Raw genomic sequence first — 21,745 nt, 5'->3', positions numbered from 1 at the left:
AAGTCTCACCTCAGCGCCCACCAGATCACCCACATGGGCGACAAACCGCCCGCGCGGGTTACCGGCTCTTTCGAGTGAGTCCGCTCCCTGGAGTGCGCCTGCGCCGCGACAGGGGGCGCGTACGCCGCTGTCCAGAGCGCCCGGTGTTCACCCGAATCGATGGGCTATGGGGAAGGAGCGCTCGGAGGGCGTGGGAGGGACGGCAGAGGGTGGGGAGTACGGGGGTGACAGCAGAGGGTGGCGGGGCACGTGGGGATTGAAGCGTAGGGCAGCGTGATGTGCGGGAAGGGGGACAGCCCGCGGCCTCGCCCCCGTTCACGCCTCAGATCGCTGCGGCCGCCCGGCTGACGCGGTCCCCAGCTGCCGCGGCGGCGATCAGCCCCGCGGCGTGCGCGGCCAGTCCGCGGCGGCCGTTGCCCGTGACGATGGCGAGGCCGAGCGCCGCGCCGAGGGCATGCGCCCCGGCGTCCCCGATCATCGTGCGCTCCCCGAGGTCGTCGCCGAGGACGGCTGCCGCAGCCCCTATGGGCGCGGCGGACAGCGGGCCCGCCGGACCACGGCGCAGCAGGCCGGGCGCACCGAGGGCCAGTACGGCGCCGGCCGCCCGGCCCGGCCGGACGTCCAGCAGGTTCACCAGATGGGCCGAGCCCGCGATGACCACACCGGCCAGCAGCTTGTCGGCCGGGCGCTCCTTGAGGAGGGCGCCGGCGGCGAGCCCGGCGGCACCGATCCCGAACAGCTTCACGGCTCCGGTGGTGACTTCTCCGTCCTTGAGTGCCGAGAGGTGCGCCCGGAATCCGCGGCGGGGGTCGTCGGCCCCGAAAACGTCGTCGTACGCCCCGCAGCCCCCGGCGGCCAGCACCGCCAGCGCCGCGGCCGTACGGGTCCGGGCGGGCAGCTCCGGTGCGGCGGCGGCGGCGAGCGCGGTACCGGTGGCCGTCGCGAGTCCTGCGTGGAGGTGCACGGTCCGGCCGGCGTAGTTCTTCCGCTCCCACAGGACGGCACCACCCGGCGGCCGCTTCCTCAGCGCCGTGTAGGTGGCCCTGGTCGCCCCTGCCGCCGCCAAGAGCGACGAGATCCGCCCCAGCACCCTGTTGCCCGCCACCGCCACCATGTCGCTCCCCTCGCCCGGCGCCCTGCCGCGCTCAACTCCCGTCACCCTAGGGGCGAGAACCACCCGGTCACGCGGCGGCCCGGCCACGGCCTCCGCCCGCGTGAATCCCATGGCCGGCCGCTGGCCTCCCCCCGCGCGCCGTAGCCGCCGTAGCCCCAGACCCAGCCACAGCCGACTCACGGCACCTCGCGGCACTTCCCGCGGAGCGCTCAGCTGCCCGTACGCGCCGTCTCCAGCAGTTCCTCGGCGTGCGCGCGGGCCGTTTCGGAGTCCTCCTGGCCGGCCAGCATCCGGGAGAGTTCGCGGACCCGCTCCTCTCCCTCCAGCACCTTGACGCCGCTCCTGGTGACCGATCCGTCGTTCGTCTTCGCCACGAGGAGCTGACGGTCCGCGAACGCCGCGACCTGCGGGAGGTGCGTGACGACCACGACCTGCGCCGACTTCGCGAGCCTGGCCAGCCGCCTGCCGACCTCGACGGCCGCCTTGCCGCCCACCCCCGCGTCGACCTCGTCGAACAGGTAGGTCGGTACGGGGTCGGAACCGGCGAAGACCACCTCGACGGCGAGCATCACCCGGGAGAGCTCACCGCCGGACGCCCCCTTGGCGATCGGACGGGGCGGTGCGCCCGGATGCGGGGCCAGCAGGAGCTCGACCTCGTCCGCACCGGCCGGTCCGTAGGCCACGGTGCGGCCGCCGACCTCGATGCCGTCGGCGTCCTCCGCAACCTCGGTCTGGCCGATCTCGACGGTCACACGGGCGTGCGGCATGGCGAGTTCGGCGAGTTCGGCGGTGACCGCATCGGCGAAACGCGTCGCGGATGCCGTGCGGGCATCGGTCAACGTTTGTGCCAGTTCGCCCAGTTCGGCGCGCAGCGCGTCCCGCTCGGCGGCCAGTTCACCGATCCGGTCGTCGTCGCCGTCCAGTTCTGCGAGCCGGCCGGCGCTCTCCTCGGACCAGGCCAGCACCGCCGCGATGTCCTGTCCGTATTTGCGTGTCAGATGGTTCAGCGCGGCACGGCGCTCCTCGACCGCGGCGAGCCGCAACGGGTCGGCGTCCAGACCGTCCGCGTAGCTGGCCAGCTCACCTGCGACGTCCGCCATCAGGATGCCGATCTCGCCGAGCCGCTCGGCGAGCGCGGACAGCTCCTGATCGTGGCTGCGTACGACCTCCAGCGCACGGTGTGCGCCGGCGACCAGGGTGGTGGCGTCGATGCCCTCGGGGTCCTCGGGATTGCCGGCCAGCGCGGCATGCGCGGCGGTCGCCGCGGAGGCCAGTGCCTCGGCGTGACCGAGCCGCTCGGCCTCGGCGGCGAGTTCGGTGTCCTCGCCGGGCTGCGGCTCGGCCTCCGCGATCTCGTCGAGGCCAAAACGCAGCAGATCGGCCTCTTGTGAACGCTCGCGGGCCCGGGTCGTCAGCTCGTCCAGTTCGGTGGCGACGGCGCGCAGCCTGCGGTGGGCGGCGGTGTACTTGGCGAGCGGTACGGCGACCGTGTCCCCGGCGTAGCGGTCCAGGGCCTGGCGTTGCCGGGCCGGGCGCAGGAGGCCCTGCTGGTCGGTCTGTCCGTGTACGGCGACCAGGTCGTCGGCCAACTCCGCCAGCAGGCCGACCGGTACGGAGCGGCCGCCCACGTGGGCGCGCGAACGGCCCTCGGCGGAGAGCGTGCGACTGATCAGCAGCGCGCCGTCATCCAGCTCCGCGCCGGCCTCCTCGGCCCGCACGGCAGCGGGGGTCTGGGGGCCGACGCTGATCCTGCCCTCCACGACCGCCGACTTGGCGCCGATCCGCACCAGGGCGGGGTCGGCGCGCCCGCCGAGCAGCAGGCCGAGGCTGGTGACGACCATGGTCTTGCCCGCGCCCGTCTCGCCGGTCACCGCCGTGAAGCCAGGGGAAAGCTCGACAACGGCGTCGTCAATGACACCCAGGGACCGGATCCGCATCTCCTCCAACACGGATACGACCTTACGAGGTCCGGGGGCCGCCCCGCGACGGCCTCCCTCACTCCTGCCACCGACCCTGCGGAAAACCGCAGCAGAAAACGGGCGGATTGCCCATGGCGCGCGATCACGCTCTGCCGTCCGGCCGATCACGGTCCGGGACGGGAGGTGAGCTCCTGTCGAGTGGACCGGCGCCTTCGGCACTGCGTGGCCGCCGTCCGACCGGGAACAGGGCAGCGCTCGCATTTGCCCAGGCAGGGGCGGTGACATGGGGTGCGGCGACCGCTGCCCGCGCATCGATGACGATGCTCCTTGCGACCGCGGCGGACGGCGTTCAGACGGCGTTCCCGGCCACCGCGCGGCGGCCGGACCGGCAGACCACAGCATCGGGGCACGGCCGCCGCCCCGCTCCCCGGCGCGATCTACTCGATCCATATCGCGATCCACTCGATCCATATGCCGATATGCAAAGTCGCCTGGAGGAGGGGAACGGTCACACCCCGCCCACACCGCGGCAGCGGGAGTGGCCGCCCCCGGTATCACCCGGTATCACGTGACGGCGACGGCCGACCCTTACCGCGCCACAAGCCGTGAAAGCCGCGTCCGGGGGCATATCCAGGGGCTGTCCGGCCATGATCTGCCGGAGCAGGTCCTCAGTGCGGCGCCCCCCGCCACCCCGCCACCGGGAGGGCGAACTTGGCCACCAGACGATCCGTGAAGGAGGCATGGTGCAGACGGGCAAGGCGTACGGGGACGGCGCCGCGGCGGACCTCGACGCGGGCGCCCGCGGGGAGTTCCACGGTGCGGCGGCCGTCGCACCACAGGACGCCGTGCGGGGTCTTGGGCTGGACCTCCACCGCCAGCACGGAACGCGGCGAGGTGACCAGCGGTTTGGCGAACAGGGCGTGCGCGCTGATCGGCACCATCAGCAGGGCCTCGACCTCGGGCCAGACCACGGGGCCGCCGGCCGAGAACGCGTACGCGGTCGAGCCGGTCGGTGTCGCGCAGACCACCCCGTCGCCGCCGAAGCGCGAGACGGGCCGGCCGTCGACCTCGGTCACAACCTCCAGCATCCGCTCGCGCGCGGCCTTCTCCACCGAGGCCTCGTTCAGGGCCCAGTCGGTGTGCACGACATTGCCGTTGTTGCGTACGAGGACGTCGATCGTCATCCGCTCCTCGACCTCGTAGGCGCGGGTGACGACCCGGTCGACGACCTTGTCGAGGTCGTCGCGTTCGGCCTCCGCGAGGAAGCCGACCCGGCCGAGGTTGACGCCGAGCATCGGGACGCCGGACGTCCTGGCGAAGTCCGCGCCGCGCAGCAGCGTGCCGTCCCCGCCCAGGACCACCAGCAGTTCGCAGCCCTCGGCCGCGCACTGTTCCGACTCGACGCGCTCGACCGACGGCGGCAGCGGCAGGTCCGCTGCCTCCTCCGCCAGCACCCGCACCCCGATACCGCTGCGCAGCAGCCCCTGGACGACGCGTTCGGCGCTGCGGATGGCCGCGGGGCGGCCGGTGTGCGCGAGCAGGAACACCGTCCGCGCGGCTCCGGTGTTCTCGTGTGCTGCGTTGCCTTCAACTGCCTGGGTAGTGGTCAACGAGGCCCCTCCGCCACTGCACGGTCGACGTCCGCCGGGTCGAGTGCAGGCGCCCCGGCGCGCAGCCACAGAAAGTACTCGACATTCCCGGAAGGTCCAGGCAGTGGGCTCGCAGTTACGCCAAGTACGCCAAATTCCAGTTCCGCCGCCCGCCGCGCGACAGCGCGCACCGCCTCGGCCCGCAGCTCCGCGCTGCGCACCACCCCGCCGCTGCCCAGCCGCTCCTTGCCGACCTCGAACTGCGGCTTGACCATCAGCACCAGGTCCGCGTCGGGCGCCGCACACCGCGCCAGCGCGGGCAGCACGAGCCCCAGCGGAATGAACGAGAGATCGCCGACGATGAGATCGACCGGTTGCGAGTCGATCTGTTCGAGGGTCAGCTCCCGTACGTTGGTGCGGTCCTTCACGGTGACCCGCTCATCGCTCTGCAACGACCAGGCGAGCTGTCCGTATCCGACGTCGACGGCGACGACATGACCCGCACCGGCGCGCAGCAGGACATCGGTGAAACCACCGGTCGAGGCGCCCGCGTCCAGCGCCCGCCGGCCCTCGGTCTTCAAGCCCAGGGGCACAAAGGCGGCAAGGGCGCCGGCGAGCTTGTGCCCGCCGCGCGAGACATAGTCGGGGTCGCCCTCGTCCTCGCGTACGACCACCGCCGCGCTGGTCTCCACCTGGGTGGCCGGTTTGGTCGCGGTCGCACCGCCGACGGTCACCCGGCCCGCGGCGATCAGCTGGCTCGCGTGCTCGCGCGAACGGGCCAGCTTGCGGCGCACCAGCTCCGCGTCGAGTCGGCGTCGTGCCACTCCTGCCACCTGTGGTTCAGCTCCTGTTGTCGTGCGGCGTCGAGAAATTCGAGGAAGGTGCGGGCGGCCCGGGGTGCTGGTCGAGACCGGCCAGCACATCGCGCAGCCCACGATGCACATCCTCGTACACCCGCAGGTGTCCGCTCGCGGGGAGGTGGTCCGCATCGGTGAGACGGCGCAGCGCGGTGTCGACCGCGGCCTCACCGGTCGGTGTCGTCCCCACTCCGATCGGCTGCGGCCCGGCGGGTCCGCCCGGCTCCGCCGCAGCGTCCGGCCGGGTGTGACCGTCCAGCTCCGGCGCGGCTTCCGCGGGCGCCTCCGGCTCCGGGCCGGACATCGGCTGTTCCATGCCTCCGACGCTACCTTGGCAAAGGCCGACAAGGACGAACGAGCCGTCCCCGACCTGGCGTATCGTCGATCACGATGGCAACCCTCGACCAGTGCCGTGCCGCTCTCGACCGGCTGGCCCAGAATCTGTCCTCGGCGGACGGCAACGTCCGCGGCGCCGCCGCGCTCGACCGTTCGCTCAGCTGCCGCATCACGGACCTCGACGTGACCTTCCTCGGGCGGCTGTCCCACGGCGCCATCCAGGATGTGGCCAGCGTCCCCGGCCCGCCCCCGCACAAGGCCGAGATCCGCCTGTCCATGGCCGGTGACGACCTCGTCGACCTGGTCGACGGCAAGCTGAACTTCGCCAAGGCCTGGGGCAGCGGTCGCGTCAAGCTGGAGGCCGGCCTGCGCGACCTGCTGCGGCTCAGGACACTGCTGTAGTCGCAGCCTCGCCCTTCGCGGTGTCCCCGGCCCGCTCCGGCTTCTCCGCCGACGCCCGGCCGCTTCCGGTGCCGCCCTTACGGGGCTTGCGTGCGGCCGGGACGACCAGCGGGGTGCCGGTCTCCGGGTCCTCGATGATCTGGCAGCTGAGCCCGAAGACCCGTTGCACCAGCTCCGCCGTGACGATGTCGGAGGGCGCGCCCTCGGCGACGACCGCGCCGTCCTTCATGGCGATCAGATGGGTCGCGTAACGGGCCGCGTGGTTGAGGTCGTGCAGCACCGCGACCAGCGTCCGGCCCTGCTCCTCGTGCAGCTCGGCGCACAGGTCCAGCACCTCGATCTGGTGCTGGATGTCCAGATACGTCGTCGGCTCGTCGAGCAGGAACAGCGGGGTCTGCTGGGCGAGCGCCATCGCGATCCACACCCGCTGCCGCTGCCCGCCGGAGAGCTCGTCGACATAGCGGTCGGCCAGCTCGCCGATCCCGGTGGCCGCCATCGACTCCTGGACGATCCGCTCGTCGTCGGCCGACCACTGCCGCAGCAGCCCCTGGTGCGGGTAGCGGCCGCGCGCCACCAGGTCGGCGACGGTGATGCCGTCCGGGGCGATCGAGGACTGCGGCAGCAGCCCGAGCGTCCTGGCGACCTTCTTGGCCGGCAGCGAGGAGATGGCGGAACCGTCCAGCAGCACCGACCCCGTGGCCGGCTTGAGCATCCGCGAGAGCGCGCGCAGCAGCGTGGACTTGCCGCAGGCGTTCGGGCCGACGATGACCGTGAAGGACTGGTCGGGGATGGCGACCGAGAGGTTCTCGGCGATGACCCGCTGGTCGTAGGCGAGGGTGACGTGCTCGGCCGTGAGACGGCTCACTTCGGAACTCCTGGGGTTGTCGTAACTCTGCTGTTGCGCGGCTGCCGGCTGTTGCGCGGCGCACACCGCCCCGTCATCGCCCGGCCCACGCGGCGCTGCCGCCCGGTGCGGGCCGCGTCCGCCTCCGGCGCCCCACCGGCCCCGTCCGCTCACCACCGCGCGCTCCGTCCGCTCCCCGCCCCCGGCAGGTCCACGGGTCGCCCCCGGCCGCTCATATCCGTCCAGGCTTGCGCTCCGTGGCCAGCAGCCACAGCAGATAGCCGCCGCCGAGGACACCGGTCAGCACGCCCACCGGCAGCTGGTCGGCGCCGAAGAGCCCTTGTGCGGTCCAGTCCGCGCCGACCAGCAGCACGGCACCCATGAGGGCGGACAGCAGCAGATTGGGGCCGGGCAGGGGCGTTCCCCGGCCCGTGCCCTTGAGGAAGCGCGGGAGTGACAGCCGCCGGGCCAGCTGCGGTGCGGTGAGCGCCACGAAGGAGATCGGCCCGGCGGCGGCGGTGGCGGCGGCGACGAGCACGACTGCCGCCAGCAGAACGACGATGCGGACCCGGTCGACCCGTACACCCAGCGCGCTCGCGGCGTCGTCGCCCATCTCCAGCATGCGCAGCGGACGCCCGTAGCACAGCAGCAGCGGGACGAGGACGACGCAGACGGCGGCGAGCGGCCGGAGCTGGTCCCAGTCACGGCCGTTGAGGGAACCGGTCATCCAGGTGGTGGCCCGGGTCGCCTCGACGATGTTCGCCTTGGTCAGCAGGAAGAGCACCATCGCGTAGAGCATCGCGCTGGCGCCGATGCCGACGAGGACGAAGCGGTAGCCGTGGATGCCGCGCTTCCAGGCGAGCAGGAAGATGGCGATGCCGGTGATCACGCCGCCGACGACCGATCCGGCGGCGACCGCGAAGGTCCCCGCCTGGAAGTAGACGATGGCGACCAGCGCGCCGACGGACGATCCCTGCGCGAAACCGAGGACGTCCGGGCTGCCCAGCGGGTTGCGCGAGACGGTCTGGAAGACCGCCCCGGCGATCCCGAACGCGGCGCCGACCAGCAGTCCCACCAGCACGCGCGGCAGCCGCAGATCCTGCACGATGAACACCTGCCCGGCGTTGCCGCCACCCATCAGCGTGCTGATCACCTCGGCCGGGGTCATCGGGTAGTCGCCGGAGCCGATCAGTGCGATACCGGCGGCCAGCGCGACGGCCAGCAGCACCACTCCGACCACCACGGCGGGCACGTCCAGGCGCACGGAGAGCCCGCCCCTGGTACGCAGCACCGTGACCCGCCGGGCCGTCCCCGCCCGCCGTCCGCGCCCGGCCTTCGCGGCCGCCCCGGTCTCCTCCTCGGTGCCCTTCCGGGACTTCACAGTCGCGCTCACAGCTGGGCCATCCTCCGACGCCGTACGAGATAGATGAAGACGGGGCCGCCGACGACGGCCGTGACGATGCCGACCTGTAGTTCGCCGGGCCGGGCCACCACCCGGCCGAGGACATCCGCGCCGAGCAGCAGAACCGGCGAGAGCACGGCGGAGTACGGCAGGATCCAGCGCATGTCGGGCCCGGTGATGGCCCGTACGGCATGCGGAACCATCAGGCCCACATAGACGATCGGGCCGCAGGCGGCGGTCGCCCCGCCGCACAGCAGGGTGACGGCGAGCATCGCCAGCACCCGGGTGCGGGTCAGCCGGGCACCCAGCGCCCGCGCCTGGTCGTCGCCGAGCGCGAGGGCGTTCAGCGGCCGGGCGATCAGCAGCGCGAGGAGGCCGCCCACCGCGAGAAATGGCGCGACATGGCTGACCGTCGGCATGGTGGCCGCGGCCAGCGAACCCACCGTCCAGAAGCGCATCTTGTCCAGCGCCGCGGTGTCCATCAGGTTGACGGCGTTGATGTAGCCGACGAGGACGGCGGTCAGCGCGGTGCCGGCGAGGGCGAGCCGTACGGGGGTGGCGCTGCGGGTGCCGCCGAGGACGTACACCGCGACGGAGACCACCGCGGCGCCGGCGAACGCGAACCACACATAGCCGCTCAGCGAGGTGACGCCGAAGAAGCTGATGGCGGAGACGACCGCGGCCGAGGCGCCGGCGTTGATGCCGAGAACTCCGGGGTCCGCGAGGGGGTTTCGGGTCAGCGCCTGCATGACCGTGCCGGCCAGACCGAGCGCGGCGCCGACGATCAGGCCGAGCAGGGTACGGGGAAAGCGGACATCGCGGATGACCACGTCGGTGTCGGAGCCGGAGTAGTGGAACACCCCGTGCCACACCTGGTCGAGGGGGATCTGTTTCGCGCCGACGGCGATACCGAGGACGGTGATCACGGCCAGTACGGCCACGGCGGCCACCAGCCCCGCGGAGCGCAGGAGATGCCGCCTACGGGGGGTCACGGGGACCGGGACCGTTGTTGCTTCGGGGGGACTGTCAGCCAACACGATAGTTAGGTTAGCCTACCCTCACATTCGATTGACCGGCCCCTCCCAGAGAGAAGCACAGCCATCATGAGCACCTCCCGTAGCGTCACCCCGTCCCGTCGCGGCATCCTGGCCGCGGGTGGTGCCCTCGGCATCGGCGCCCTGCTTGCCGCATGCGGCGGAGACAAGGGCTCGGGGGGCGCCAACAGCGACGCCAAGACGGGCCCGTGGTCGTTCACCGACGACCGTAAGCAGAAAGTTTCCCTCAAGAACACCCCGCAGCGCATCGTCGCCTTCACCGGCACCGCCGCCGCACTGCACGACTTCGGGATCGACGACCAGATCGCCGGCGTCTTCGGCCCCACCAAGCTCAAGAACGGCAAGCCCGACCCGCAGGCCGGTGACCTGGATGTCGACAAGGTCACCATCATCGGCAACGCCTACAACCAGTTCAACGTCGAGAAGTACGCGGCCCTGCGCCCCGACCTGCTGGTCACGAACATGTACGAGCCGGACGCGCTGTGGTTCGTACCGGACGACAGCAAGGACAAGATCACCCCGCTGGCGAAGACCGTCGCCATCACCTCGTCCCGGGTCCCGCTCGTCAAGATCATCGAGCGCTACGCCGACCTGGCGAAGTCGCTCGGCGCCGACCTGAACGCCAAGAAGGTCACCGACGCCAAGGCCCGCTTCGAGAAGGCCTCCGCGGCGCTGCGCAAGGCCGCCAAGTCCCACCCGGTCAAGGTGCTCGCCTGCTCCGGCAGCCCCGACCTCTTCTACGCCTCCAACCCCGGCATCAACGCCGACCTCATGTACTACAAGTCCCTGGGCGTCGACCTGATCGTCCCCGACCACCTGGACAAGGGCGGCTACTTCGAGAGCCTGAGCTGGGAGAACGCCGACAAGTACAAGGCCGATGTCCTGCTGCTGGACAACCGGACCGCCACCCTCCAGCCCAAGGAACTGGCCGCCAAGCCCTCCTGGGCGAAGCTGCCCGCCGTCAAGGCCGGCCAGATCACCCCCTGGTCGAGCGAGCCGCGCTTCTCCTACGCGGGCGCCGCACCGCTCATCGAGTCGCTCGCCAAGGCGATCGAGGGCGCCAAGAAGGCCAACTGACGTACGGCCGCGGCGATCCGCCGCCCGCGAGCCGCAGCGGTCCGCCGCGGCCCTGCCCACCCCTGCCACCGCCCCGGGAGGTTCCCCGCATGACCACGACCGCCGCCCCCTCCACCGCACCGTTCCGCTTCTTCGATGTGCACGTCGTGCGGTCCCGACGGCTGAGCCCCTCCATGGTGCGGATCACTTTCGGCGGCGAACGGCTCGCGGAGCTGGCCTCCGGCGGCCGGGACCAGCGCTTCAAGCTCTTCCTCCCGCAGCCCCACCAGGACTCGCCGGTCTTCGACGACACCGGCGACGGCTGGTACACCGCCTGGCGGGCGCAGGATCCGGCCGAGCGCGCGGTGATGCGCTCGTACACGATCCGCGAACAGCGCCACGATGCAGGGGAGTTCGACGTCGACTTCGCGCTGCACGGTGCCGGGCCGGGGGCCGCCGCCACGGCGGGCGGACCCGCCTCCCGCTGGGCCGCCCACGCCCGGCCCGGCGACCGGCTGACCGTCCTCGGTCCGGCCGTCGAGGACAACGGCGGCGTCGACTTCCGGCCGTCGGCCGGCACCGACTGGATCCTGATCACCGGCGACGAGACGGCACTGCCCGCGATCGCCGGCATCCTGTCCTGGCTCTCCCCCGGCACCCGGGCCAAGGTCTGGATCGAGATCGCGCACGAGGACGACCGGCAGCGGCTGCCGACCTTCGCCGATGCCGACATCAGCTGGCTCGTCCGGGACGAGGCGAGTGCCGCGGGCGGCGAGCCGGTGCTCGACGCACTGCGCGCCGCCGAGCTGCCCGAGGGCACGCCGTACGCCTGGATCGCCGGCGAGTCCGGGACCGTCAAGGCGGTGCGCCGGCACCTCGTCCGCGAGCGCGGGATCGACCGCAGGGCCGTGAAGTTCACCGGCTACTGGCGGCGCGGCGCCACCGAGGAGGACCTGATCGCGGAGCTGACCGCGGCCGCCGCGGCGACCACCGACGAGGACTGATCCGCCCGTCAGTGGCCCGGCCCCCAGGAGCCGGGCCCCCTTCCTCACATCCCGATCCGCGCCAGCGTCTTCCCCGTGTCCGCCCCGCAACTGCCGTCCCCGGCAGCCGTCCAGGCCGCCGCGCACAGCGCCCGCAGCCCGTCCATCGGCGTCCCCTCCCCCGTCACGACGAGCGTGTCGCCGGCCGCCTCGGCCCGCCAGCCGCCACAGCGGAAGCCGCCGTCGTCCGCGGTCACCTCGGGCTGCGGGCTCAGCAGCCCGCGCAGGTCCCGGTCCACATAGGCGGGACGGTGCTGCGGCGGGGCGGCCAGCAGCTCGGCGGGGGTGGTGACACCGGTGAGCACCAGCAGCGAGTCGACCTCGCCGTTGGTGGCGCCCTCGATGTCGGTGTCGAGCCGGTCGCCGATCACCAGCGGCCGCCGCGCCCCGGTCCGCAGCACCGTCTCCCGGTGCATCGGCGGCTGCGGCTTGCCCGCCACCTGCGGCGATCCGCCCGCCGCGATCCGGACCACCTCCACCAACGCACCGTTGCCGGGGGCGATCCCCTGCTCCTTGGGGATCGTCAGATCGGTGTTGGACGCGAACCACGGCACCCCGCGCTGCACCGCGTACGCGGCCTGCGCCAGCCGCTCCCAGTCCAGCGTGGGGTCAAAGCCCTGCACCACGGCCGCCGGGTCGTCGTCCGCGGAGCGGACGGGTTCGAGACCGCGCTCGCGCAGCGCCACCCACAGCCCCTCACCGCCGACGGCCAGCACCCGCGCGCCCGGCGGCACCTGCTCGGAGATCAGCCGCGCCACCGCCTGCGCCGAAGTGATCACATCGTCCGGACCGGTCGGCAGCCCGAAACCGGAGAGTTGGCCGGCGACGGCCTGCGGGGTCCGGGCGGCGTTATTGGTCACATATGCGAGGTGCATACCGCCGTCCCGCGCGCTCGTCAGCGAGTCCACGGCATGCGCGATGGCCTGTCCGCCGGCGTAGACGACCCCGTCCAGATCCAGCAGCGCCGTGTCATACGCCTCGCTCAGCGCGCGCCGGCACCCGTCGGGCTGCCTGCGAACCTGCTCGTCCATGCCGTCCCGCTCCTCACTCCCACACGTCGTACGAAGAGTTCCGCCGCGTACCGGGGGCACGCTCACCGCGCCGCCGGATGCACAGTTCTCCGTAGCGCGCATACCGATATTTCCAGCCACGCACGGGCTGTGCCCCGATCTTCCCTCATCGGCCCGGCGGCATAGCATTCTTCAATGACCAGTACCGACGGCCTCCGCCTTCTCCCGTTCCGCGGACTGCGTTACGACCAGGACCGGGTCAGCAGTCTGACCGCCGTGACGTCCCCGCCCTATGACGTGGTGGTCCGGCCGGACGGCGTGCGCCACTTGGAGACCGCCGACCCGTACAACATCGTCCGGCTGATCCTCCCGCACGCCGCGGACCCGACCACCCGCCACCGCCAGGCCGCCGACACCCTGCGCCGCTGGCGCGCCGAGGGCGTGCTGACGCAGGACGCGGAGCCGGCGCTGTACGTCTACGAGCAGCGCTCCGGCGAGATGCTCCAGCGCGGGCTGATCGGGGCGCTGGGCCTGGACGGTCCGGTGCTGCCGCACGAGGGCGTCATCCCGGAGGTGGTCGAGGACCGCGCCGCCCTGATGCGCGCGGCGGCCGCCAATTTCGAACCGTTGCTGCTGTCCTACCGCGGCCAGGGCACCGCGACCGGCGCCGCCGCGGTCATCGAACGCACGGTGGAGCGCGACCCGCTGCTGGCCACCACTACCGAGGACGGCTTCGCACACCGCCTCTGGGCGGTCACCGACCCCGCCGACCTCGACGCCATCAACAACGATCTCACCCGCCGGCAGGCGCTGATCGCCGACGGCCACCACCGCTGGGCGACCTATCAGCGGCTGTACGAGCAGCAGCCCGGCGCCACCGCCGCCTCGCCGTGGGCCTCCGGCCTGGTGCTGCTGGTCGACACCGCCCGCTACCCGCTCCAGGTCCGCGCGATCCACCGCGTACTGCCGCATCTGCCGCCCGCCAAGGCGCTGGCGGACCTGGCCGGCGCCTTCCGCGCCCGCAGCCTCCCAGGGGACCTGTCGGCCGCCCTGGAGACCCTCCAGGAAACGCCCGGCACCGCCTTCGTCCTCGCCGGCGGGCCGGACTCCTTCCACCTTCTGGACCGTCCCGACCCCGGCCTGCTGGACCGTACGATCCGCCGGGACCGGCCCGAGGCCTGGCGGCAGCTGGACGCCACGGTGCTGCACTCCGTCCTGCTGGACGAGGTCTGGCACATCCCTGACCACCCGTCGGACATCAGCTATCTGCATCACACCGGGGCCGCCGTCGAACAGGCCGCCCGGCACGGCGGCACCGCGGTCCTAATGCGCGCCACCTCCGAGGAGACGGTCCGTCAACTCGCCGAGCACGGCGTGACGATGCCGCGGAAGTCGACGTCCTTCGGGCCCAAGCCCGCCACGGGCCTGGTCCTGCGCGTCCTGGACGACCACGAGGCCTGAATCCCGGGGCCGGGCCCCTCCCCGGAACCCCGAACCCCACCCTGCGGCGTAATTAGGTTAGCCTTACCTAACTACGTCGCCAGGGCGGGTCTCCCTGCCCCTGCGCACCTCTCGCCCTGCGCAGGACGTGGCCAAGTCCGCACCAGGGAGGACATCTTCATGAGTCCCCTCGCGCACCCCGCCGAGGACCCGGCCGACAGCCGGACATATCTGCTCAACGAGAAGACGGCCCCGCGCTACCACAGCGCGGTCACCGAGAGCGTCACACGGATCAGCGCCAAAATCGCCGGCACCGCCCGCCCGTTCACCGGCATCACCGTCGACGGCCTCGCGCCCGCCGTCTCCGGCGTCGACCTCGATGCCCCGCTGCACGACGCCGCCGCCGCGCTCGACGAACTCGAAGAGGTCTACCTCCGCGACGCCGTCTACTTCCACCACCCGCGCTACCTCGCGCACCTCAACTGCCCCGTGGTGATCCCCGCCCTCGTCGGCGAGGCCGTGCTCTCCGCCGTCAACTCCTCCCTGGACACCTGGGACCAGAGCGCCGGCGGCACCCTCATCGAGCGCCGGCTCGTCGACTGGACGGCCGACCGGATCGGCCTGGGCGAACACGCCGACGGGATCTTCACCAGCGGCGGCAGCCAGTCCAACCTCCAGGCCATGCTGCTCGCCCGCGACGAGGCTTGCCGCCGCGCGCTGGCCGTCGACGGCACGCCCTCCGACGCCCGGCTCACGGACGTCCTCCCCCGGCTGCGGATCCTCACCTCCGAGTGCAGCCACTTCAGCATCCGCAAGTCGGCCACCCTGCTCGGCATGGGTGCGGAGGCCGTCATCGCGGTCCCCAGCGACGAGAACAAGCGGATGCGCACCGACAGCCTGGCCGCGGAGCTGGCGCGCTGCCACCGCGACGGCCTGATACCCATGGCCGTCGTCGCCACCGCCGGCACCACCGACTTCGGCTCCATCGACCCGCTCCCCGAGATCGCCGACCTGTGCGCCGGGTACGACGCCTGGATGCATGTCGACGCCGCCTACGGCTGCGGCCTGCTGGTCTCCCGTCGCCGCGCACTGCTGACCGGCATCGAGCGCGCCGACTCGGTGACCGTCGACTACCACAAGTCCTTCTTCCAGCCGGTCAGTTCGAGCGCCATCCTGGTCCGCGACCGCACCACCCTGCGGCATGTCACCTACCACGCGGACTATCTCAATCCGCGCCGCATGGTGGAGCAGCGCATCCCCAACCAGGTCGACAAGTCGATCCAGACCACCCGCCGCTTCGACGCCCTCAAGCTCTGGCTCACCCTGCGCATCATGGGCGCCCGCGCCGTCGGGGAGCTCTTCGACGAGGTCATCGACCGCGCCGCGGACGCCTGGAAACTCCTCCACGACGACCCTCGCTTCGACGTCGTCGTCGAGCCCCGGCTGAGCACCCTGGTCTTCCGCTACGTCCCCAGCACCGACCAGGACCCCGAACTCAGCGACCGGGTCAATCTGCACGCCCGGGACGCCCTCTTCGCCTCCGGTGACGCCATCGTCGCGGGCACCGTCGTCGACGGCCGCCACTACCTCAAGTTCACCCTGCTCAACCCGGAGACCACGCTGGAGGACATCGCCACCGTCCTCGACCTGATCGCCGAGCACGCCGGCGCCTTCCTTGCCGAGCAGCCCCGCCCGGCGCTCAGCGCGCGCTGACCCTCCCCACAGTCCCCACCGCAGACCTCCCCCATCGGAGACCTCGTGTCCGCCCCTTACGACTTCATCGCTATCGGCCTCGGCCCGTTCAACCTCGGCCTGGCCTGTCTGACCGAGCCGGTCGACGGACTCGACGGCCTGTTCCTGGACGACAAAGCGTCCTTCGACTGGCACCCCGGCATGATGCTGGACAGCAGCCACCTCCAGGTGCCGTTCCTGGCCGACCTGGTCACCCTCGCCGATCCCACGTCCCCCTTCTCGTTCCTGAACTACCTCAAGGAATCAGGGCGGCTGTACCCGTTCTACATCCGCGAGAACTTCTATCCGCTGCGCGCCGAGTTCAACGACTACTGCCGCTGGGCGGCCGGGAAACTGCACAGCATCCGCTTCGGCCACCGGGTCACCACCGTCGAGTACGACGAGAGCGAAGAGCTGTACACCGTCCTCGCCGAGCACCTCCCCACCGGCGAGCGCACCACCTACCGCGCCCGCAAGCTCGTCCTGGGCACCGGCACCCCGCCCTACCTCCCCGACGCCTGCCAGGGCCTGGGCGGCGATCTGCTGCACAACGCCGACTACCTGGACGCCAAGGCCACCCTCCAGGCCAAGGACTCCATCACGCTGATCGGCAGCGGCCAGAGCGCCGCCGAGATCTACTACGACCTCCTCCAGGACATCGACAGCCACGGCTACCACCTGACCTGGGCCACCCGCTCCCCGCGCTTCTTCCCCCTCGAATACACCAAGCTCACGCTGGAGATGACCTCCCCGGAGTACGTGGACTACTTCCACGCCCTCCCCGCGGCCACCCGCGACCGGCTCAACACCGAGCACAAGAACCTCTACAAGGGCATCGACTCCGAGCTGATCAACGACATCTTCGATCTGCTCTACCAGAAGAACCTGGCCGGCCCCGTCCCCACCCGCCTGCTCACCAATACCGCGCTGCACCAGGCGGGTTACGACGAGACGAGCGGCACCTACACGCTCGGTCTGCGCCAGGAGGAACAGGGCACCGACTTCACCCTCGACACCCAGGGCCTGATCCTCGCCACCGGCTACCGCTACCGCGTACCGGACTTCCTCACCCCCGTGCGCGACCGCATCGCCTGGGACGACGCCGGCCGCTACGACGTGGCGCGCAACTACAGCATCGACACCAGCGGTCACGGCATCTACGTGCAGAACGCCGAGCTGCACACCCACGGCTTCGTCACCCCCGACCTGGGCATGGCCGCGTACCGCAACGCCTGCATCATCCGAGAGCTGCTCGGCCGCGAGTACTACCGGGTCGAAAAGTCCATCGCCTTCCAGGAATTCGCCGCCCCGGCCGGCCCGCACCACCCCATGGAGATCCCCGCATGAGGCCCCCGCTCTTCACCCGCACCGATGCCGCGCTCGGGGAGTTCTCGCTGCGCCCGGTCGACCCGTCCGCCGACGCCGAGCTGCTCCACCGCTGGGTCACCCACCCCAAAGCCACCTTCTGGCTGATGCAGGAGTGCGACCTCGCCGCCGTCGAGAAGGAATTCGCGCGGATAGCCGCCGACCCCTTCCACGACGCCTTCCTCGGCCTGCACAACGGGACCCCGGCCTTCCTCATGGAGCGCTACGACCCCGCGCACCGCGAACTGGTCGGCGTCCACGCCGCCGAACCCGGCGACGTCGGCATGCACTTCCTGTCGGCCCCCACCGACACCCCCGTGCACGGCTTCACCCTCGCCGTGATCACCACCGTCATGGAGATGCTCTTCGCCGACCCGGACACCCGCCGTGTCGTCGTCGAGCCCGACGCCCGCAACACCGCCGTACACGCCCTCAACAAGGCCGTCGGCTTCGAGGTCCTGCGGACCGTTTCGCTCCCCTCCAAAGACGCCTGCCTCAGCACCTGCACCCGCGACCAGTTCCTGGCCACCCGAGGAGACCACCGATGACCGCCCCGTCCGACGGCAACCCGCACCTCTCCGCCCAGGACGCCGTCGCCCACCTCACCCCCGACCTGTGGGCCCGCGCCAACCGCCTGCTGATCCGCAAGGGCCTGGCCGAGTTCTCCCATGAGCGGCTGCTCGCCCCCAAGCGCCTCCCGCAGGACGGCCAGTACGTCGTCCACAGCGACGACGGCGCCATCGCGTACCGCTTCGCCGCCCGCAGACTGGCCCTGGACCACTGGCAGATCGATGCCGAGAGCATCACCCGCCACCGGGACGACAGTGAACTCCCGCTGGACGCCGTGGCCTTCTTCATCGAACTGCGCGGCTCGCTGGGCCTCGGCGACGAGATCCTGCCGGTCTACCTGGAGGAGATCAGCTCCACCCTCTCCGGCACCGCCTACAAACTCGCCGCCCAGCAGCCCACCGCCGCCGAACTCACCAAGTCCGGCTTCCAGGCCATCGAGACCGGCATGACCGAGGGCCACCCCTGCTTCGTCGCCAACAACGGCCGCCTCGGCTTCGGCATCCACGAGTACCACGCCTACGCCCCGGAAACCGCGAGCCCCCTGCGGCTCATGTGGCTCGCCGCCCACCGTGACCACGCCACCTTCACCGCCGGCGCCGACCTCGACTACGACACCCTCATCCGCGACGAACTCACCGACGAGACCCGCACCCGCTTCACCACCACCCTCACCACCCTCGGCCTCGACCCCGCCGACTACTACTTCTTCCCCACCCACCCCTGGCAGTGGTGGAACAAACTCTCCATCACCTTCGCCGCCGAAGTCGCCGAGCAGCGCCTGGTGTGCCTGGGCCCCGGTGACGACGACTACCTGGCCCAGCAGTCGATCCGCACCTTCTTCAACACCACCAGCCCCACCAAGCACTACGTCAAAACAGCGCTCTCCGTCCTCAACATGGGCTTCATGCGCGGCCTGTCCGCGTCCTACATGGAGGCCACCCCAGCCATCAACGACTGGCTGGCCCGCCTGATCGCCGCGGACGACACCTTCCAGGCCGCCCGCTTCTCGATCATCCGTGAGCGCGCCGCCCTCGGCTATCACCACCGCCAGTACGAGGCCGCCACCACCAAGGACTCCCCGTACCGCAAGATGCTCGCCGCCCTGTGGCGCGAGAGCCCCGTCCCCGCCCTCGAACCGGGCCGGCGCCTGGCCACCATGGCCTCCCTCCTCCACGTCGACCGCCACGGCGGCTCGTTCGCCGCCGCCCTGATCGAGGAGTCCGGCCTGGAGCCCGCCGTCTGGCTCCGCCGCTACCTCGACGCGTATCTCACCCCCGTGCTGCACTCCTTCTACGCCTACGACCTGGTCTTCATGCCGCACGGCGAGAACGCCATCCTGGTCATCGAGGACGGCGCCGTGGAGCGCGTGATCTTCAAGGACATCGCCGAAGAGATCGCCGTCATGGACCCCCAGGCGGTTCTGCCTCCCGCCGTCGAGCGCATCCGCGCCGACGTCCCCGAGGACAAAAAGCTGCTCTCGGTCTTCACCGATGTCTTCGACTGCTTCTTCCGCTTCCTGAGCGCCACCCTCGCCGACCTCGGCACCCTCGACGAGGACACCTTCTGGCGCACGGTCGCCGCCTGCGTCGCCGACTACCAGGCATCCGCCCCGCACCTCGCCGACAAGTTCCGCCAGTACGACCTGTTCACCGACGAGTTCGGCCTCTCCTGCCTCAACCGCCTCCAGCTGCGCAACAACCAGCAGATGGTCGACCTCCAGGACCCCGCGGGCGCCCTCCAGCTCATCGGCACCCTCCGCAATCCCCTCGCCCCCTACGCACCGGCCTCCTGATCCCTCCCCCCAAACGCCGAAGGGCGGGACCCCCTCACAGGGGTCCCGCCCTTCGGCCCATCACTTCAGGCACGTCATCTCACGACGCCGGCCGGCTCAGTCCTTCGCCGGCCCCTCGTCGTCCCGCGCACCCTCGTCCGCGGCCTCGTCCAGCTCGTCGGTCTCGTCCAGCGCGTCGGCCTCGTCCAGCGCGTCGGTGAACTCCACCCCGTCCAGCTCCGCGAGCCGGTCCGAGGCATCCGTCGTGCCGCCCTGGTCGGCCTCCAGCGCCTTGGCGAACCATTCGCGCGCCTCGTCCTCGCGCCCGACCTCCAACAGCGCATCCGCGTACGCATACCGCAGCCGCGCCGTCCACGGGTGCACCGCACTCGACGCGAGCTCCGGGCTCTGCAACGTCACCACCGCGGCGTCCGCCTGCCCCATGTCCCGCCGGGCACCCGCCGCGACCAGCCGCATCTCGACCTGTCCGGCCTTGTCGAGCTTCTGCACCTCGGGCTCGCCGGCCATGGCCATCGCCTTCTCCGGCCGCCCGAGACCACGCTCGCAGTCGGCCATGACGGGCCACAGCTCCACGCTGCCGGTCATCCGCCGCGCCGCCCGGAACTCCGCCAGCGCCTCGCTGTACTTGCCGACCGCATACGCCGCGAAACCCGCGGCCTCACGCACCGCCGCAACCCTGGACGCCAGCCGCAGCGCCACCCGCGAGTACCCGTACGCCTTCTCCGGGTCCTCGTCCAGCAACTTCGCCACCATCACCAGGTTCTTGGCGACATCCTCGGCAAGCGTCTTCGGCAGGCTCAGCAGCTCCTGACGCACATCCTTGTCGATCTCGTCACCGGTGACATCCTCCGGAATCGGCAGCCGCTTGATCGGCTCCCGGTCCCGGTCCCGCCGGTCATCACGCCGATCGTCCCGCCGGTCATCCCGCCCACGCCCCGCACCATACGGCCGACGCCCACGCTCATCATCCCTACGGAACCCGCCACGGTCACCGCCACGGTCATCACGCCGCTCGCCACCGCGGTACCCACCACGGTCGCCACCCGACGGGCGGTCATCACGACGGAACCCGCCACGGTCGCCCCCGGAGGGACGGTCATCCCTACGGAACCCGCCACGGTCACCACCGCGGTCATCACGCCGCTCGCCACCGCGGTACCCACCACGGTCACCGCCCGACGGACGGTCATCACGACGGAAGCCTCCGCGGTCGCCACCGGAGGGACGGTCATCCCTACGGAACCCACCGCGGTCGCCACCACGGTCGTCACGGCGGTCGTCACGGCGGAACCCACCACGGTCACCGCCCGACGGACGGTCATCACGACGGAAGCCTCCGCGGTCGCCACCGGAGGGACGGTCGTCACGGCGGAAGCCTCCGCGGTCGCCCCCGGAGGGACGGTCATCACGACGGAACCCACCGCGGTCGCCACCACGGTCGTCACGACGGAACCCGCCACGGTCGCCACCGGAGGGACGGTCATCCCTACGGAACCCGCCACGGTCGCCACCGGAGGGACGGTCATCCCTACGGAACCCACCGCGGTCACGGTCACCACCGGACGGACGATCGTCACGACGGAACCCGCCGCGGTCACCACCCGACGGACGGTCATCACGCCGGTCGCCACCGCGGTACCCACCACGCTCACCGCCCGACGGACGGTCATCACGACGGAAACCGGGGCGGTCTCCGCCCCGCTCGTCGCGCCGGAATCCGCCGCCGCGCTCGTCATCGCGACGCGGTCCACGCGGCCGGTCGTCGCGACGGTCTCCCCCACGGGAACCACCACGGTCGCCACCGGACGGACGGTCATCACGACGGGCACCACCACGGTTGTCCCGCCCTGCGTAACTGCCACCGCCGCCGGCCGGGCGGCCGCCGCGGTCGTTGTTATCCCGACGCGGCCCCCGGTCGTCACGCCGGAAACCACCGCGGTCACCGTCGTCGCGCCGCTGCGGCCGGCGCTCCGAACGATCGTCGGAAGAGTTGGTGGACATCGACGTGACTCCTGTCTTCGGTACTGCATTCATTCTCACGCACCAATGAGTTCGGCGCGCTTCGACAAAAAACAAAAAGGACCCTTGGTCCCAGCATGAACGCTGGGACCAAGGGTCCTGAAAGATTGTTCGGCGGCGTCCTACTCTCCCACAGGGTCCCCCCTGCAGTACCATCGGCGCTGAAAGGCTTAGCTTCCGGGTTCGAAATGTAACCGGGCG

At 71.5% G+C, this 21,745-nt stretch carries 18 protein-coding genes, 1 rRNA gene and 1 pseudogene; 8 read left to right on the top strand and 12 right to left on the bottom strand.

From position 1 onward, the window contains the following. Positions 1 to 322: 322 nt before the first annotated feature. The 5 genes from IF67_RS0127435 to IF67_RS0127415 form a co-directional block, all read right to left on the bottom strand. Positions 323 to 1,114: a hypothetical protein gene (locus IF67_RS0127435; RefSeq protein WP_030990082.1), complete on the bottom strand. Its 792-nt coding sequence runs from the start codon at positions 1,112 to 1,114 to the stop codon at positions 323 to 325. 209 nt (positions 1,115 to 1,323) lie between these two features. Then, positions 1,324 to 3,051 (bottom strand): DNA repair protein RecN, encoded by a 1,728-nt coding sequence (gene recN / locus IF67_RS0127430; protein WP_030990079.1) that lies wholly within the window; start codon positions 3,049 to 3,051, stop codon positions 1,324 to 1,326. A gap of 650 nt (positions 3,052 to 3,701) precedes the next feature. Further along, positions 3,702 to 4,580 carry an NAD kinase gene (locus IF67_RS0127425; protein WP_030990077.1) on the bottom strand — a complete coding sequence of 293 codons (879 nt, stop codon included), beginning with the start codon at positions 4,578 to 4,580 and terminating at the stop codon, positions 3,702 to 3,704. Positions 4,581 to 4,639: 59 nt separating this feature from the next. Next, complete coding sequence (locus tag IF67_RS0127420; RefSeq protein WP_030990075.1) at positions 4,640 to 5,455, bottom strand: TlyA family RNA methyltransferase; 816 nt, start codon at positions 5,453 to 5,455, stop codon at positions 4,640 to 4,642. A 7-nt stretch (positions 5,456 to 5,462) separates the two neighbouring features. Next, the gene (locus tag IF67_RS0127415; protein ID WP_107050313.1) at positions 5,463 to 5,795 is read right to left on the bottom strand and encodes a hypothetical protein; all 333 of its coding nucleotides are present in this window, start codon (positions 5,793 to 5,795) and stop codon (positions 5,463 to 5,465) included. A 74-nt stretch (positions 5,796 to 5,869) separates the two neighbouring features. Here IF67_RS0127415 and IF67_RS0127410 point away from each other — a divergent pair, with 74 nt between their 5' ends. After that, positions 5,870 to 6,217, top strand: a complete 348-nt coding sequence (locus IF67_RS0127410) for an SCP2 sterol-binding domain-containing protein (protein WP_030990071.1) — start codon at positions 5,870 to 5,872, stop codon at positions 6,215 to 6,217. On the opposite strand, the gene IF67_RS0127405 is transcribed toward IF67_RS0127410, so the two are convergent. From IF67_RS0127405 to IF67_RS0127395, 3 genes are all read right to left on the bottom strand, one after another. Next, entirely contained in the window at positions 6,201 to 7,082 is an 882-nt protein-coding gene (locus IF67_RS0127405) for an ABC transporter ATP-binding protein (RefSeq protein ID WP_051818664.1), read from the bottom strand. The genes IF67_RS0127410 and IF67_RS0127405 overlap by 17 nt on opposite strands. A 211-nt stretch (positions 7,083 to 7,293) precedes the next feature. Continuing rightward, positions 7,294 to 8,454 carry an iron chelate uptake ABC transporter family permease subunit gene (locus IF67_RS0127400; RefSeq protein ID WP_030990068.1) on the bottom strand — a complete coding sequence of 387 codons (1,161 nt, stop codon included), beginning with the start codon at positions 8,452 to 8,454 and terminating at the stop codon, positions 7,294 to 7,296. Then, on the bottom strand, positions 8,451 to 9,455 hold the full coding sequence (locus tag IF67_RS0127395) for a FecCD family ABC transporter permease (protein ID WP_051818662.1): 1,005 nt from the start codon (positions 9,453 to 9,455) through the stop codon (positions 8,451 to 8,453). The genes IF67_RS0127400 and IF67_RS0127395 overlap by 4 nt, the downstream gene beginning before the upstream one ends. A gap of 111 nt (positions 9,456 to 9,566) precedes the next feature. On the opposite strand from IF67_RS0127395, the gene IF67_RS0127390 reads away from it, so the two are divergent. Next, complete coding sequence (locus tag IF67_RS0127390) at positions 9,567 to 10,595, top strand: ABC transporter substrate-binding protein (protein ID WP_030990064.1); 1,029 nt, start codon at positions 9,567 to 9,569, stop codon at positions 10,593 to 10,595. 89 nt (positions 10,596 to 10,684) lie between these two features. Continuing rightward, on the top strand, positions 10,685 to 11,578 hold the full coding sequence (locus IF67_RS0127385) for a siderophore-interacting protein (RefSeq protein ID WP_030990062.1): 894 nt from the start codon (positions 10,685 to 10,687) through the stop codon (positions 11,576 to 11,578). Between the two features lie 44 nt (positions 11,579 to 11,622). Here IF67_RS0127385 and IF67_RS0127380 read toward each other — a convergent pair whose 3' ends face one another. Continuing rightward, positions 11,623 to 12,648, bottom strand: a complete 1,026-nt coding sequence (locus IF67_RS0127380; RefSeq protein ID WP_030990060.1) for an HAD-IIA family hydrolase — start codon at positions 12,646 to 12,648, stop codon at positions 11,623 to 11,625. A 174-nt stretch (positions 12,649 to 12,822) separates the two neighbouring features. Here IF67_RS0127380 and IF67_RS0127375 point away from each other — a divergent pair, with 174 nt between their 5' ends. The 5 genes from IF67_RS0127375 (at position 12,823) to IF67_RS0127355 (ending at position 19,525) form a co-directional block, all read left to right on the top strand. Further along, entirely contained in the window at positions 12,823 to 14,088 is a 1,266-nt protein-coding gene (locus IF67_RS0127375; RefSeq protein WP_030990058.1) for a DUF1015 family protein, read from the top strand. 159 nt (positions 14,089 to 14,247) lie between these two features. Beyond that, positions 14,248 to 15,780, top strand: coding sequence for a pyridoxal phosphate-dependent decarboxylase family protein (locus IF67_RS0127370; protein WP_030990056.1), 1,533 nt, complete (start codon positions 14,248 to 14,250; stop codon positions 15,778 to 15,780). A 45-nt stretch (positions 15,781 to 15,825) separates the two neighbouring features. After that, on the top strand, positions 15,826 to 17,145 hold the full coding sequence (locus IF67_RS0127365; protein ID WP_030990055.1) for a lysine N(6)-hydroxylase/L-ornithine N(5)-oxygenase family protein: 1,320 nt from the start codon (positions 15,826 to 15,828) through the stop codon (positions 17,143 to 17,145). Continuing rightward, positions 17,142 to 17,711: a GNAT family N-acetyltransferase gene (locus IF67_RS0127360; RefSeq protein WP_030990053.1), complete on the top strand. Its 570-nt coding sequence runs from the start codon at positions 17,142 to 17,144 to the stop codon at positions 17,709 to 17,711. Before IF67_RS0127365 ends, IF67_RS0127360 begins: the two co-directional genes overlap by 4 nt. Next, the gene (locus tag IF67_RS0127355) at positions 17,708 to 19,525 is read left to right on the top strand and encodes an IucA/IucC family protein (protein ID WP_030990051.1); all 1,818 of its coding nucleotides are present in this window, start codon (positions 17,708 to 17,710) and stop codon (positions 19,523 to 19,525) included. Before IF67_RS0127360 ends, IF67_RS0127355 begins: the two co-directional genes overlap by 4 nt. A 96-nt stretch (positions 19,526 to 19,621) precedes the next feature. Here the strand turns inward: IF67_RS0127355 and IF67_RS44385 are convergent, their stop codons facing one another. The 3 genes and pseudogenes from IF67_RS44385 to rrf form a co-directional block, all read right to left on the bottom strand. Next, on the bottom strand, positions 19,622 to 20,386 hold the full coding sequence (locus IF67_RS44385; RefSeq protein ID WP_199812792.1) for a tetratricopeptide repeat protein: 765 nt from the start codon (positions 20,384 to 20,386) through the stop codon (positions 19,622 to 19,624). Positions 20,387 to 20,428: 42 nt separating this feature from the next. Continuing rightward, positions 20,429 to 21,235 (bottom strand): annotated as a pseudogene (locus IF67_RS45250) (hypothetical protein); the annotation flags it as partial. A gap of 418 nt (positions 21,236 to 21,653) precedes the next feature. Continuing rightward, positions 21,654 to 21,745: ribosomal RNA gene (rrf, locus tag IF67_RS40465) — 5S ribosomal RNA — on the bottom strand; the annotation flags it as partial.

It is taken from the genome of Streptomyces sp. NRRL S-1813, from assembly GCF_000719605.1.
In the GTDB taxonomy this organism is placed as follows: domain Bacteria; phylum Actinomycetota; class Actinomycetes; order Streptomycetales; family Streptomycetaceae; genus Streptomyces; species Streptomyces decoyicus.
Note: the sequence above shows the minus strand (reverse complement) of the source record. Positions and strands in the feature narration are given on the sequence as shown.

Bases quoted from the DNA above. Each gene is read 5' to 3' on its own strand.
- IF67_RS0127385 (WP_030990062.1), top strand. From the start codon at position 10,685: ATGACCACGACCGCCGCCCCCTCCACCGCACCGTTCCGCTTCTTCGAT.
- IF67_RS0127375 (WP_030990058.1), top strand. From the start codon at position 12,823: ATGACCAGTACCGACGGCCTCCGCCTTCTCCCGTTCCGCGGACTGCGT.
- IF67_RS0127370 (WP_030990056.1), top strand. From the start codon at position 14,248: ATGAGTCCCCTCGCGCACCCCGCCGAGGACCCGGCCGACAGCCGGACA.
- recN (WP_030990079.1), bottom strand. From the start codon at position 3,051: ATGCGGATCCGGTCCCTGGGTGTCATTGACGACGCCGTTGTCGAGCTT.
- IF67_RS0127435 (WP_030990082.1), bottom strand. From the start codon at position 1,114: ATGGTGGCGGTGGCGGGCAACAGGGTGCTGGGGCGGATCTCGTCGCTC.
- IF67_RS0127415 (WP_107050313.1), bottom strand. From the start codon at position 5,795: ATGGAACAGCCGATGTCCGGCCCGGAGCCGGAGGCGCCCGCGGAAGCC.
- IF67_RS0127390 (WP_030990064.1), top strand. From the start codon at position 9,567: ATGAGCACCTCCCGTAGCGTCACCCCGTCCCGTCGCGGCATCCTGGCC.
- IF67_RS0127410 (WP_030990071.1), top strand. From the start codon at position 5,870: ATGGCAACCCTCGACCAGTGCCGTGCCGCTCTCGACCGGCTGGCCCAG.
- IF67_RS0127360 (WP_030990053.1), top strand. From the start codon at position 17,142: ATGAGGCCCCCGCTCTTCACCCGCACCGATGCCGCGCTCGGGGAGTTC.
- IF67_RS0127355 (WP_030990051.1), top strand. From the start codon at position 17,708: ATGACCGCCCCGTCCGACGGCAACCCGCACCTCTCCGCCCAGGACGCC.
- IF67_RS0127380 (WP_030990060.1), bottom strand. From the start codon at position 12,648: ATGGACGAGCAGGTTCGCAGGCAGCCCGACGGGTGCCGGCGCGCGCTG.